Source organism: Chroococcidiopsis thermalis PCC 7203, assembly GCF_000317125.1.
GTDB classification, from domain to species: domain Bacteria; phylum Cyanobacteriota; class Cyanobacteriia; order Cyanobacteriales; family Chroococcidiopsidaceae; genus Chroococcidiopsis; species Chroococcidiopsis thermalis.
On sequence record NC_019695.1, the window covers coordinates 140,057 to 154,278 of the forward strand.

Here is a 14,222-nt window from a genome sequence, read left to right on the forward strand (position 1 = left end):
TTTTTAAATCTATTTTGCACTCACGTAAGATTCCTACTGATGCTTGAAACCAAAAGTTCTATTCTCATCCTCGGCGGTGGTTTTACTGGTTTATTTACTGCTCTACATTTAAGCCATCAGCATTGCTCTCTACCCATCGTGACGATCGATCGCGAGTGAAGTTTCATGTTTAAACCCTTACTCTATGAGTTTTTGAGTGGGGAAATGAAATCGGATTCGGTGTGGGCTAGATATGACGAGCTGTTGCATAACAGTGGAGTTGCTTTTATTCGCGACACGATCGCATAGATCGATCTACCAAATCGCCAAGTCCATCTAGAGTCTAAATTGGGTTATACATACAATTATCTAGTTTTAGGTTTAGGTAGCACTACGGGTTCTTTTGGCGTAGAAGGAGCAAGCGAGCATTCTTTTTCGTTCCGCACTGGAGAAGATGCGATCGCGTTAGGGAGACATCTACGCGATTGCTCTAAAGAGCAACTCAAACAGAAGATATAGAACAACGCCGCACTCTATTGACGTTTGCTGTTTTGGGTGATGGTCGTTCTGGAGTAGAGCTAGCTGCTACCTTAGCAGACTTATTACCCGATTGGTATGCTCAAATTAGTGGTAACAAACAAGAAATCCGGGTAGTCATTCTTCAACGCGGTAAAGAGATTTTAAAAGGCGATCGGGATAAGTTGCGCTCCTCTGCCAATCGAGCCTTACAACAGCATGTCGTACCCGTGGAATTGTTGTTAGAAGCTGAAATTAGTGCCGTGCATCCGCAACGGGTAGAATACAAACACGGCGATCGCACCCTAGAATTACCAGTAGCTACGATTATCTGGACGACAGGAACTGCTGTTAATCCTTTAATTAAGCTATTTAACAAATGACTAATGACCAATGACAAATAGCAGCATTTTGGTAGAGTGTAAAATATATCTCCATGAATTAACATGAAAGAATAACTATTATGACGAGCGATCGCAACGGCTGAGAAATGTTATTAGATCGAGACAAACAAACAGTGCAATCTGGAAATATTCCTTATGAAGTAGCTATCATTGGAGCTGGCATTTCTGGAACTGCTTTGCTGTATAGCTTAAGTAAGTACACTAATGTAGAGCGGATTCTCTTGGTAGAAAAAGAAGCAGAAGTTGGCTTATGCAATTCTCATAAAACAATGAATAGCCAAACGCTTCATTTTGGCGATATAGAAACTAACTATACTCTAGAAAAAGCTCAAAAAGTGAATCGAGCCGCAACCTTAGTCAAAAACTATCTTTTAAGGAACGACACCAGCCAAAAAAGCTATAGCAAGTACCATAAATTAGTCTTAGGTATTGGAGCAGAGCAAGTTCAAGAACTGCGAGATAGATACAGAGAATTTCAATCGTTATTTCCGCAATTAAAATTAATTCAAAAGCCGGAAATAGAGGCGATCGAACCTAATCTTATTAAAGATAGAAAGCCCGACGAAGAAATTATAGCTTTATATTCTGAAGCTGGTTATACAATAGATTTCCAGGCATTATCTCGCTCGTTTTTGCAAAACTCGATTGAAACTAAAAAAACAATTGACATCATGATGTCAACAAAAGTTAAGTCTCTAAAAAGAGAGAAAAATTTATACCATATACAAACTGACCGAGGAACATTTTCAGCGAAAAGTGTTGCTTTTGCCACTGGAGCATATAGTCTTTTATTTGCCAAAACTCTAGGTTATGGAAAAGATTATGCCCTTTTGAACGTAGCTGGAAACTTTTATTTTTCACCAGGTGTTTTAAATGGCAAAGTCTACACCGTACAAATGAAAAAAATTCCCTTTGCTGCTATTCATGGAGATCCGGAAGTTCACGACCAAAGCCTGACTAGATTTGGTCCCACCGCCAAAGTCACTTTACTATTAGAGAATCGCAAATATGCTACTGTTTTAGACTATCTTAAAACAGCAGGATTCAGTATCAATGCTATTATAAGTTTTTTAAATATACTGTCAGATAAAACCATTTTCAATTATATTTTGAGGAATTTAATTTACGATCTACCGTTAGTCGGTAAAAGATTATTTTTAAAAGAAGCACGTAAGATTGTTCCTTCTTTACAACTGAACGAATTACAATTTGCTGAAGGTTATGGAGGAATCAGACCCCAAATTGTTAATACAAAAACTAAGCATCTTGAAATGGGGGAAGCCAAAATAGTCGGAGAAAATATTATATTTAATATAACTCCCTCTCCAGGGGCTTCTACTTGCTTGCAAAATGCCGAATACGATACTGAAAAGATTGTCGCTTTTTTAGGAGCGCAATACACATTTAATAAGCAACAATTCTGGAAAGATTTAGGAGATGAGTAAGGATACCAGAAAGCAGGAAGCAGGGAGGCAAGAGAGCTGAGGGAGCTGAGGAAGCTGAAGGAGAGAATATAAATTCGTTATCTCTATTTTGCTACACATAAATAAAGAGATATGCCGTAGCACATCTCTTCTAGCAAACTGAAACTAGCTTAATTGCCTACATACTACTAGCACTACTAACAGCAATTAATACCTCACCTTTGAGCATTCTCTGAGCGCCATCAAGCAATGCTTCTTCTAAATATGGTTTAGTGAAGTAGCCGCTAGCTCCTAACTGGAGTGCCATTTGGCGGTGACGGTCGGAACCCCGCGATGTCAACATGGCAATTGGTAGTTGACTTAATCTTTCCTCTTTTTGCATCCGCGATAGCAACTCTAAGCCATCCATCCTTGGCATCTCGATATCGCAGAAAACTAAATCGCAAGGTAAACCATCGCGGAGCTTGTCCCAAGCTTCCTGACCGTCACGCGCTTGTTCGACACGATAGCCAGCATTGGTAAATGTCATCGACAACAGCTCGCGGACTGTAATCGAATCATCAATAATTAGTACTAATGGTTCTGTTTTAACTGGCGCTGCTGGTATTGGCGGTGCAGGAATATGTCTGGGCGACCAAACAGTACCTCTACCATCTTTCTGAATCCGTCCTACAGATAGATCGATTAACTCCAATACATCTGCGATCGGCACGATCCGACCGTCCCCCAAAATTGTAGCACCAGCAATTCCTGCTGGCTTGGGTGCAGGTGCTTCAAACTGTTTAATTACAATTTCTTGTTCGCCTAACACCTGGTCAACTTGGAGCGCGAAGAATGTGTCGGCAGAACGGAGAATCACAATCGAAACTGCATTGTCGTCGCGACTGCTGCCATAAATGCTACCTCTCCCTAATTGGCGAGTGAAACTGAGCAATTCTTTTAAGGGTCGGAATGGCAACAAGGAATCGCGCCAAGGAATGCAGGTCTGTCCTTCTGCGTTAGCGACGATATCATTCACGGGAATGTCTATCATCTGTTCCACACCGTCCATTGGGAATGCAATTCGAGCCTTATCGCTCACGCAACAAAGTGCTTTACAAATACTCAGTGTTAGAGGTAGACGAATTGTAAAGGTTGTTCCCTTGCCTAGAGTGGAATCAGTGTGAATTGTACCTCGCATTTGTTTGAGGCTAGTCAACACTACATCCATCCCAATACCGCGTCCGGCAAATTGGTCTACTTGCTCTTTGGTGCTAAAACCTGGTTGAAAGATCAGGTTAAAGACATCCAAACGATCCATGCTGTCTGCTTCTGCTGGAGTAATTAGCCCATTGGCGATCGCTTTTGCCTTCACTTTTTCTGGATCGATCCCAGCTCCATTATCGCTGACGGTAATTACGGTCTGATTGCCTTGGTGAAAAGCGCGAATTGTAATTTTGCCAGCCGCAGCTTTGCCTTTAGTAGTTCGCTCATCTGGGGTTTCAATCCCGTGAGTAATCGCATTGTTGACTAAGTGGGTCATGGGGTCGTAGAGTTGCTCCAAGAGTCCCTTGTCAATCAAAGTCTCGTTGCCTTCTACTTGTAGTTCTGCCTGCTTACCGTATTTGAGAGCAATATCACGCACGGCTCTAGGCAACCGTTCGGCAATTTGACTGAAGGGAACCATTCGCGATCGCGTGATACCTTCTTGCAAGTGGGTTGTCACTTGGCGGAAGTTGCGCGCTACTTGCTCGGTTTCACCCGTGACAAATTCAATATCTGAAGAAGCCTCGCGTACCCTGACGATCAACTCGATCATTTCCTGCGCTAAGGTATGGAAGCCTGTAAAGCGATCCATTTCTAGTGCGTCAAAGTTGACTCCAGTGGCGTGCCGTTCCTCTACTGAGGCAGAATTGCCATCTGGAACTGAAATTAATTTTCCTCCCTGACGACTATTGAGTAGGGATGCTTCTAAGAGCGATCGCTCGTATAGTTCCTGCATCCTCGTACCCACATCACCCAACTGCTGTACTTGGTGCAGCAAGTTGTCGAGGAACTGTCGCAGCCTTTCTTGATCTTGCTCTAAGCTATTCCGGTATACAACTAGCTCCCCAACCATATTACCAATACTATCTAGTTGCTTGACTGGCACGCGCATCATCTGCTCGAAGGCGGGACGGCGAGGGCTAGGGGACGCAGCGGCTGGTTGAGGTGCTGCTGGAGCTAGTTGAGGTGCAACTACATTGGTAGTTTTCGCCGGAGTCTTCTGTAATAGCTGTTCCAAATCGCCAAAGCCACCATCGCTTGGAGCTGTGCTAGTAGCTGCTGCGACTTTGGGAGTTTCCTGCAAGAGTAAGTCCAAATCGCCAAAGTCGTCCTCACTGCTTGGTGTTGTAGTAGGTGTCTCGATCGCAGGTACGATGGGAGATGAGCTTAAATCTAATAAAGCTTCTGCCGTAGCGATCGCATTTGCGACCGATTCTTCCTCATGCAATAATGCATTCAGTTCGGGAAAATCGTCATCTGTTTCCAACTGCGAGTCAGCTAAAAAATCTGCTTGGGCTTCTCCTAGCAAGTCCTCATTTTCAGTTGTATCTTGGCAGATGGATTCCACTACGGACATCAACTCTGTAATATTCTCATCGATGATAGCCGCCGTGGAGGTAGAAAATAGCTCGGCATCACTTTCAGCTATTTCAGCCATTAAATTGAAGTTGTCGCCTAACTCCAAACTGGGTTCGAGTTCAAAGCTGGGAAGATCTTCGTTCTCAGTTTGAGTAAGATCGTAATCCAAACTAAGTTCTGCTTCCCCAGCATCCCAGGCGGCGCTTGTAATAGAACCCTCATCATCGAAAGATGTTTCTATTTCGCTGCCAGCATCCCAACCTACCATCAGTTCGGCACTGCTGAAATCGTCTGTCGCTGCCAGTGATGCGTCGGTGAGTAAATCACTGCTAGGCTCTAATTCTAGATTGACTGATGCGTCGGTGAGTAAATCGCTGCTAGGTTCTAATTCTAGATTGAAGGAATTATCTAATTCTTCTACCGTGGCAGAGTCAAAGCCCATCTCTATGGTTTCGCTACCAGTATCCCATTGTGCGATCGATTCTCCATCTTCCGTGGAAGCTTCGGTTACTAAGCTGAAGTTATTGCCTAACTCCAAACTTGGTTCGAGTTCAAAGCTGGGAAGAGCTTCGCTTTCAATTTGATGGGTATCAAAATCTATACCTAGTTCATTTTCCCCAACATTCCATGTTGTACTAGGAGTGATATTTTCTTCATCTTCTTCGACATCGAATGTCTTACCAGGAGTGGTACTTTCGTCATCAACAGGCATTGATGCTGATTGTGCAAATAACTCTGAGTTAGATGCGTTAAAACTGATACTGTCGCTCAACTCGATAATAGTGGAATCAACTCCCATTGCTAGGGCTTCACTGCTAGTATCCCACCCTGTCATCAGCTCGGCACCACTGAAATCGTCTGTTGTTAGTGATTCGTTGGTGAGTAAATCGAGATCGGACTCTAATTCTAAGTTGAGAGTGTTGTCTAATTCTATTGTGGCAGAGTCGAAGCCTAGTTCTAGAGTTTCGCTACTAGCTTCCCATTGTGCGATCGATGCTGTATCTTCTGTAAGCCTCTCATCTGTTGATTCTTCCAGCATGAAAGAAGAATCAAAGTTTGTTACTGCTATCTCTTCTGAAGTGGGAGAAGTAAACAAATCAGCAGTACTATCAAAGCCTAATTCAGATGCTTCAGTCTCAGTATCCCATTCCGACATCGATGTGGCGCTACTATCACTCCACTGGGAATCAGCTTCCGTTCCCAAACCAAGGCTCTCACCTAATTCCAGACTAGGCTCAGCTTCTAAACCAAGACTCTCACCTAATTCCAGAACAGGCTCAGCTTCTAAACCAAGACTCTCACCTAATTCCAGACTAGGCTCAGCTTCTAAACCAAGACTCTCACCTAATTCCAGACTAGGCTCAGCTTCTAAACCAAGACTCTCACCTAATTCCAGACTAGGCTCAGCTTCTAAACCAAGACTCTCACCTAATTCCAGACTAGGCTCAGCTTCTAAACCAAGACTCTCACCTAATTCCAGAACAGGCTCAGCTTCTAAACCAAGACTCTCACCTAATTCCAGAACAGGCTCAGCTTCTAAACCAAGACTCTCACCTAATTCCAGACTAGGCTCAGCTTCTAAACCAAGACTCTCACCTAATTCCAGAACAGGCTCAGCTTCTAAACCAAGACTCTCACCTAATTCCAGAATAGGCTCAGCTTCTAAACCAAGACTCTCACCTAATTCCAGAATAGGCTCAGCTTCTAAACCAAGACTCTCACCTAGTTCCAGACTGGAATTGGTTGCTAAATCAAAATCACTACCTAGTTCCAGACTGGAATCGACTTCTAAACCGCAACTCTCACCTAGCTCCAGACTAGAATTGGTTGTCAATTCAAGATCGTCACTTAATTCCATTAGTGTAGAGTCAAAACCTATTTCTGGGGCTTCGCTGCTAGTATCCCATCCTGCCATGAAGTTTGGATTGCTATCATCGGTTATTGACGTTATTGGTTCTAAGCTGGATTCAGTCTCAAAACTAAAATTACCGCTCAACTCCATAGGAGAAAAGCCAAGTTCTAACTGTCCTACATTACTATCATCCCATCCTTCATCGATCTCTGGAGCAATGTTGTCAGTTTCTAAGCCTAAATTCTCATCTATTTCAGGAATTAAATCGCAATTTAATTCTACTGGTTCAATCTCACTGTTCCATTCGGTCAATGATTCTGTAACATCATTATCAGCATCGGTTGTAAATATTGGTGTTACACTTGCGGGATATGCGATCGCGGATAAATCAAACTCTGATTCAGTCAACTCAGATTCTACTTGTGGCACAAAAGCAATCAAGTCATCTGATATAGCGAATTCATTGCCTAATTCAAGCTGTATTTCTGTATCGGCGATCGCTTCTACCGAACTATCGACAACAGCTTCGGAGCATGATGTTTCGAGCTGCGGTAAGCTCTGAGTTTCCTCTGTCCACAACTGATTTAGATTGACGTTTTCTGAATTATCTGTAGGGTTCGTTGCTTCCAGAGATGTAAGGTCATCTAAACCTACTGTCGTAGCACTAAACAAATTCAAAAAAGCAGGTTCTTCGTCAATTGAATTTAGAGAAATATCTTGGGCTTCAGTAAACAAATTATTGAGTGCTAAAGTTTCTTCAGAAGAAATAGAAGCTTGCGATTCAATATCTTGAAGCGAGATATCATCCGAGCGATCGTTGATGACATTTAACAAATCGGTTGTTTCTTGCCAAAGTTGATTATTGCTGTCTGACTTGGGAGTAAATAAGCTGCTAAGAGCGTCATCATCTGACAAGTTGTCCAGTTGTTCTTCTGTAGAGAATGCTGTTTTGACTTCATTATCAACAATTGCAGGAGGTGTGAAGATATCCGCTCCTAAAACGAGAGAACTTTCAGTAAACTGATTCTCGTTTAACTCAAAACTATTGCTATTGTTTTCTTCCCAATCCAGCAAGAAAGTATTAATCGACAACGATTGCAATTGTTCGCAGATGGTAATTTCATCTGCACGGTGAGCGAGAATGAGTTCCTGTGCTTGTTTGAGTTCGCGAATAATGACTGGAGCAAGAGTACGATAGGAGTTGTCGGTATTGGCGATCGCCCCTGCTGCTGTTTCGCACAACGTCAACCAGCCAGATAAGTCATATTCCACTCCCATCTCAGCGAGTCGGGTACAGCACGCCTGAAGTTCTTGGCGCGTTTGAGATGTCTCCGGCTGCTTAAATAGTTGTAACAACTCTCTGAGTGTTTCTGGGACGCTGTACTCAAAAGCGGATGCACAAGCAGCGATCGCTGCTTGTGCATCCGCAGTAACCGCAGGCATGGATAATTCATCTGGATGCATACTACCACCAGCTTGTCCCACCAGTACAGACAGTTGATGTTCCAGAGCAGCAAACACCGGTTCGACTTCTGCCATTAACCGGCTGGCTTCACCATCGCTTAAGTTAGAGCCATTTTGGAGTTGCTCCAAAAGTGCCTTTAAATTATCGAAAACTTGCAAAAATAATGATTCTAGAGTTTGCTCGATTTGAATCGACGGACACTCTTTCAAAATTTTGAAAAAGTCTTCCAAGCGGTGAGCTGTACGCTGGATGCTATTCAGACCCAGCATTGCTGCTCCTCCTTTAATTGAGTGAGCAGCTCGAAAGATTTCATTCACCATTTCCGAATCTGCAAGCGTACTTTGCAAATTTAACAAGCCTTGCTCGATCGTATTTAGATGGTCGCTGGCTTCTTCGAGAAAATAGCCCAAAATCCGCTGTTGTTGTTCCGGCAGCATAATAATTCTTTTGAGTTTTGAGTTCTAAGTTTTCAGGTAAGAGAATTAGTTTTGAGTTAAGAAATTATTTTGAGTTTTGAGATCGGAGGATAGTATTGAGTTGAGGTTGCAGCCATAAATCAATACTTGACAATAAGTGAAAAAATAGTAATAGACAATTTCATTCCTACTCGTGTTACACTCAAAACTCAGTAGAATTGGGCGAAAATAGAGTTATAAACGCTCAGTTAAGAACATTATTCGTACTATTTAACTGAAAGTTTTTGATTTTGGAATTACTTTAATGAATCTAGGTTGTTACATTCCAAAATTCCAAATTCAAAATGGAATCGCCCTTTGCTACCATTCAAAACACCATAGCTACACTCGGAAGCGTTCTACTGAAGTCTGTAGTTCTCCTGCTACCTGCACGAGGTTTTGCAGAGAGCCAGAAACTCGCTGAGCTTCCTGAGAGGTTTCTTGTGCTGTTAACTCTACTGACTGTACCACAGCTGCCACGGCGCGAGAGGTTTCTGTTTGTTGTACGGTGTCAGCAGTGATCGAACCAACCAAAGCATCAATACGATTGGATACTTGCACGATGTCTTCCAGCGATCGCTTAGCTTGCTCGGCTAGTTTCGTTCCTTGAATAACCTGTTGAGTTCCCTCTTCCATCGCTGTCATTACCGAACCCGTCTCGCTTTGAATTTGCCTCACGATCTGTTCGATTTCTTTCAACGCCTTGGCAACTCTATCTGCTAGCTGACGTACCTCATCCGCAACAATGGCGAAGCCTCGACCTGCTTCTCCAGCTCTTGCTGCTTCAATACTGGCGTTAAGTGCCAACATATTCGTCCGCGAAGCGATTTGAGAGATCAGTGCCACAATCTTAGAAATTTCTTGCGAGGATTCTGCCAGCCGCTTTACCTTGCGAGTGGTTTCCGCTACCGTCTGCCGAATTTCTAAAATACCTGCTACTGTTCTTTCTACTGCCTCACCGCCTTTTTGAGCGGTGTCGGAAGCAGAACGCGCTACAGATTCAGCCTCTCTCGCCGATTCTGCTACACGTTGAATTGCGTCTGTTAGCACTTGTACAGAATTAAGCGTAACTGCTAGCTCTTCAGCTTGACGCAAAGCGTCTTGGGACAGCGCCCGGGCAAATGTTTCGTTGTCGGCAGATCCTTGACTGACCTGTCGAGCTGCTAGTTTTACTTGTCCGACGATCTCTCGCAGATTTTGAATTGTTAAGTTAAACGAGTCGGCAACCGCTCCTAAAACGTCAGCAGTGACTTCAGCCTGTACAGTTAAGTCTCCCCTTGCCGCACCTTCTACGTCGTCTAGTAGCCGGATCACCTGCCGTTGTAATTCTTCTTTAGCCTGTTCTTGTTCTTGTGCTTTGCGCTGCGTTTCTGTAGTAATTTGAGCAATGCCTTGTAGCATATCGTTAAACTCAGAAGCTAACAGTCCAAACTCATCTTGAGAATAAACTGTAGCTCTAGCATCGAGATTGCCCGTCCGCACGGTATTAAATTGTCCGCGCAGATCCATTGTGGTGTGTTGAATTTGTTTGAGCGTCAGTCGTCCCATGAAGCGCGAGCTAGCAAAACTTGTAGCTCCAGCAACCAGAGCCATAGCTATACCCGTACCTTGGACTGCACGCTGGTTTTCACCTTTGAGCAGCATCGATCCGCCAAAGCCAGCAGCAGTGACGACTAGAGCAGAGGTAATACCAACAGTGCTTGCCGTAAGCCATTGCTTTTTCGCCAGAGGAGCTTGCTCGAACTGTCCTACCAAGCCGCCACTGTTGGCAGATAATTGACGATCGCCTGTATCATCTGCTTGCAAATTGGGCATGGACGATGCCAATTGAGCTACTTCTGCCTTGTTGCTGGCGCGATCGCTCAATTCGCCGTGACTGTCCGCAGACGATAAGGATGAGGCACTTCCTGATAGAGGAGAAGATAACAATCCAGAATCTAGCAATTCAGAAGCCGACTCTGGAAGTTCAAACTCCTCGATTGAATTGCGCTCGGAGCGACTAACATTGTTGTTTTCGGTGTCAAGATCGTAGCGCTCGGAAAACTCGCGCTCGATTTGAAAGTGAGACAAGTCTGAATTGTGAGGATGAGAAAGCTCGTGCTGGCTCAAATCTGGTAGGCTCGACTCTAAATTGCTATCTTCTGATAGATTACTTTCTGGCTGATTCCAGACAAAAGGATTGCCAAAAGGCATAGAAGAATTGCTACTGCTGGTAACATTTGTACTGTCAAGATGCGATTGGGAAAACGGACTATCAAATTGATGCGAAAAAGACTTTGGAGAATCTGAATATGACGACTGCTCTGTAGCATAGTAGTCCGGCGGTTCGGCAGCGTCAGCTCCCAATAAGAAAGTATTTTCAATTTCTGACGCTGGCATCCTGCCATTACTATACTGCTCTGAACTTTCGTACTGTTTAACTGACTCCAAGCCGTTTTTCGCACAATCAATCAATTCTGGATCTTGTGTCAGTTGTAATACAGTTTGATATTGTTCTCTAGCAATTTCGTACTGCCGAAGAACGCAGTAAATGTGACCTCGTAGGAGGCGACTATTAGGATCGGCAGGAAAGTCTTCGATCAATCGATCGACAAAAGTAGCCGCTTCCTCATAGTTACCTTGAATATAGGCTGTTTGAGCTTGTTGATATTGCTGCTCGTGATTAGTACTTGATGTCATTTGCTGCCTCTGCTTGCCTTGATTTCATGCTGCCCAAAGTTCGCTCGATATAATTGCCTTGTGATCTAGCAGTCGAAGACGCTGATGGGTATCTTCATCTAAAATCCACTCACCACGGACAAAGGGAGCCATACTGTTTGCAACTTGAGTAGGCTGCTGTACTTTTTCCGCACTCAGCCATTCCATCCCGACAATGCGATCGACTGCCAACCCTAAGAGTATTTCTTGCTCTTCTACGGCAATTACCGGAATTTCTGGTCGCTCTGTGTTTAAGGCTGTTGATTCTCCCAAAATTTGGCTGAGGTCAGCTACCCAGATCACTCGTCCGCGTAAGTTGATCGTGCCCAAGAGTAAGCTGGATATATTGGGAATTGGTGTAATGCGATCGAGAGGAGCTGAGATGACCTCCCGAACAATAATTGCTGGCAATGCCAGCTCTTGAGTGGGTGTGACAAAAAAGCGTAGGTGTAGTTCTCCTTCCCGAATCTCTAATTGCTGAAATTCTGACGCAACTTGAACTTGGTCAGCACCCATTGACAAGTCCAGATCTACCATGCCACTCACCCTTGCCCTCGCAGTAATTGTTTAACTGTTGCCAGTAATTCTTTTGGTTGAAATGGTTTGACAATGTAAGCGTCTGCACCCTGTTTCATTCCCCAGTAGCGATCGAATTCCTCGCCTTTGGAGGAACACATTACCACTGGGACATTTTGAGTTTTTGGATCGGTTTTCAGCTTGCGACAAACCTCGTAACCATTCATTCTAGGCATGACAATATCTAACACCACTAAATCGGGACAAGAAGCTTCTTGCATATGCTGTAAAGCCTCCATACCATCAGTGGCTATCATCACCGTCAACCCACTCCCCTGAAGAAGATCGATAATAATCTCTCTTTGAGTAGGACTATCTTCCACGACCAGCACTGTACTCATAACTGTTAATTTGCCTCCTGGCTTCAACGTCCCGCCTGTGGGCACGACCACCGTGGTTAACTAAAAATTATGCATCAATTCAGTAAGCTAAGTTCTTTACTAATCGAGCTACGAACATGCCAAAATTTAGTATAAATATGTGTAAAATCAACTTCAATCGTGTCTTGCATGAACTCGCAAAATTTAAGTTAATGGCTCAAACAATTGTAAGCAAACTCAAAGATAACTGATTTTTAGATCGAACTCTCGCATGAGCTTATATCGAAATCGCATAAGTTCCTTATGCGATACTTCACAGTGTTTATGGTGTCCACACACGCGATAAAAGTCATTCTTTTAAGTGCAATACAAATTATTTGGATAGTTAGTGTTTTAAGAGAATCTTAGATTACTAAACTACAGCATCAACTTAGCTCTACCTCAATCGTTTATCCAAGCGCAAATCCACTGAGAACTTAATCCTATTTAAGTTAAAAACTTACCGCAATCGGTGAATCTACAGAGGCGAACAGTTATCAGTTATTAGGGAGCAGAGTGGTAATAACTAACAACCAATGACCAATGACCAATGACCAATGATCGGTGACCAGTGACCGGACTAGCAATTGATGAGTAGTTAATTCTAGTTTATGACTTGTGAGTTGTCTTCACACCTTTCTTAGGCAGGGATTTTTCTACTAGCATCAATAACTCGCTATCGGTGAAAGGTTTAGTGAGATAGTCGGTTGCGCCTACCGTTCTAGCTTTGACGCGATCGATAAATCCATCCTTACCTGTTAGCATGACAATCGGCGTTTGCCGAAAGGCATTGGAGCAGCGCAGCATGGCACATAGCTCGTAGCCATCTAGTGTGGGCATGACAATATCGCACAGAATTAAATCTGGTGGCTGGTGAAACAGCAGACTAAATGCCTGAAGCGGATCGCTACAGCTCATGACTGTAAATCCTTGCTGCTGTAGGATAGTTTCTACAGTTTGGCAAATAGCGATCGCATCGTCGATGCATGTGATTGTTAGCGTTTTGATACCAGAAGACAAATGAGGATTATCAGTTGTTATCCCAGTTATTTTTGGCGTGTGAATTTGTATCCAACCGTGTTTCACGCAAGGATAAACCGCCTTGCCTACCGTTAAAATATCTCGATTGAGATAGCGTGCTAGTTGGCGGAGAGAAGTTTTACCATCTATCCAAGTCTCTAGTCGATTGGCGGTTGCTGCTGGCAAGCCTTGACGTAATCCTTTGAGATTGGCGATCGTCAAACAGCGATCGGGAGATTGAATCTGAGGATATAACTGCTTCCATGCCTGTACCTGATGTACGATCTTGGTTGCTAAAGAAGTACTGGCTAAAATCGTCAAGTGCGGTGATAGGGCAGCTCCTCGCTTGAAAATAAACAAACCTTGATGCAAACTTAGTAGATCGAACAGGGTTTCATGCACAATGCCGTGGATGATGTTACGAGCTTGAGCCGGGGTGAGAACGCGATCTTCTAGCAATGTCCAAAGATAGGCATACTCTAGGGTGGTATTAGCTGCGAACGTGGAAGTTGTAATTTGCTCTAGGTCGATCTCGATTCGATAGTGTCGTAGATAATCGCGTAGACGAGATAAACTGCGATCGCCATCTGTGGCATAGACGATTTGACCGTTGAGAAAAAAGATAAACCAACACTGCGATCGCGGGTACGAACTCCTGTAACGCAAAGCAAAGTTCGGATCTGCGTGATTCACGTTACTAGAAGGACTGTAGGCTTCAACAAACAATTCCCCCGTTTGCTGTCCTAATTCAATGAGTTGTAAAATACTGCGAATATCAATTTCACTTAAGTTACCCTGCATTTAGCTGATGAAGCTCCTATGTAATCGCGTATACCCCTTCATTAATTCTTCCCTTTTATAGTCATCAGTC

At 43.6% G+C, this 14,222-nt stretch carries 9 protein-coding genes; 4 read left to right on the top strand and 5 right to left on the bottom strand.

Going from position 1 to position 14,222, the window contains the following annotated elements; translation table 11 throughout:
* The first annotated feature begins 165 nt into the window (after positions 1-165).
* The 4 genes from CHRO_RS34110 (at position 166) to CHRO_RS00580 (ending at position 2,344) form a co-directional block, all read left to right on the top strand.
* Positions 166-288 (top strand): hypothetical protein, encoded by a 123-nt coding sequence (locus CHRO_RS34110; RefSeq protein ID WP_281168619.1) that lies wholly within the window; start codon positions 166-168, stop codon positions 286-288.
* Between the two features lie 39 nt (positions 289-327).
* Complete coding sequence (locus CHRO_RS31465) at positions 328-498, top strand: hypothetical protein (protein WP_158631761.1); 171 nt, start codon at positions 328-330, stop codon at positions 496-498.
* Positions 499-515: 17 nt separating this feature from the next.
* Positions 516-878 (top strand): FAD-dependent oxidoreductase, encoded by a 363-nt coding sequence (locus CHRO_RS29325; protein ID WP_051033145.1) that lies wholly within the window; start codon positions 516-518, stop codon positions 876-878.
* A gap of 107 nt (positions 879-985) precedes the next feature.
* Positions 986-2,344: an FAD-dependent oxidoreductase gene (locus tag CHRO_RS00580; RefSeq protein WP_015152226.1), complete on the top strand. Its 1,359-nt coding sequence runs from the start codon at positions 986-988 to the stop codon at positions 2,342-2,344.
* A gap of 157 nt (positions 2,345-2,501) precedes the next feature.
* On the opposite strand, the gene CHRO_RS00585 is transcribed toward CHRO_RS00580, so the two are convergent.
* The 5 genes from CHRO_RS00585 to CHRO_RS00605 form a co-directional block, all read right to left on the bottom strand.
* Positions 2,502-8,681 (bottom strand): hybrid sensor histidine kinase/response regulator, encoded by a 6,180-nt coding sequence (locus CHRO_RS00585; RefSeq protein ID WP_015152227.1) that lies wholly within the window; start codon positions 8,679-8,681, stop codon positions 2,502-2,504.
* 360 nt (positions 8,682-9,041) lie between these two features.
* Complete coding sequence (locus tag CHRO_RS00590; RefSeq protein ID WP_015152228.1) at positions 9,042-11,378, bottom strand: methyl-accepting chemotaxis protein; 2,337 nt, start codon at positions 11,376-11,378, stop codon at positions 9,042-9,044.
* A 24-nt stretch (positions 11,379-11,402) separates the two neighbouring features.
* On the bottom strand, positions 11,403-11,933 hold the full coding sequence (locus CHRO_RS00595; RefSeq protein ID WP_015152229.1) for a chemotaxis protein CheW: 531 nt from the start codon (positions 11,931-11,933) through the stop codon (positions 11,403-11,405).
* Between the two features lie 5 nt (positions 11,934-11,938).
* Entirely contained in the window at positions 11,939-12,313 is a 375-nt protein-coding gene (locus CHRO_RS00600; RefSeq protein ID WP_041462305.1) for a response regulator transcription factor, read from the bottom strand.
* Positions 12,314-12,940: 627 nt separating this feature from the next.
* Positions 12,941-14,152, bottom strand: a complete 1,212-nt coding sequence (locus CHRO_RS00605) for a response regulator (RefSeq protein WP_015152231.1) — start codon at positions 14,150-14,152, stop codon at positions 12,941-12,943.
* Positions 14,153-14,222 lie beyond the last annotated feature (70 nt).

What these genes read in the sequence shown, in the direction of transcription:
- CHRO_RS34110 (WP_281168619.1), top strand. Translation starts at nt 166, where the DNA reads ATGTTTAAACCCTTACTCTATGAGTTTTTGAGTGGGGAAATGAAATCG.
- CHRO_RS00580 (WP_015152226.1), top strand. Translation starts at nt 986, where the DNA reads ATGTTATTAGATCGAGACAAACAAACAGTGCAATCTGGAAATATTCCT.
- CHRO_RS00585 (WP_015152227.1), bottom strand. Translation starts at nt 8,681, where the DNA reads ATGCTGCCGGAACAACAACAGCGGATTTTGGGCTATTTTCTCGAAGAA.
- CHRO_RS00590 (WP_015152228.1), bottom strand. Translation starts at nt 11,378, where the DNA reads ATGACATCAAGTACTAATCACGAGCAGCAATATCAACAAGCTCAAACA.
- CHRO_RS00595 (WP_015152229.1), bottom strand. Translation starts at nt 11,933, where the DNA reads ATGGTAGATCTGGACTTGTCAATGGGTGCTGACCAAGTTCAAGTTGCG.
- CHRO_RS00600 (WP_041462305.1), bottom strand. Translation starts at nt 12,313, where the DNA reads ATGAGTACAGTGCTGGTCGTGGAAGATAGTCCTACTCAAAGAGAGATT.
- CHRO_RS00605 (WP_015152231.1), bottom strand. Translation starts at nt 14,152, where the DNA reads ATGCAGGGTAACTTAAGTGAAATTGATATTCGCAGTATTTTACAACTC.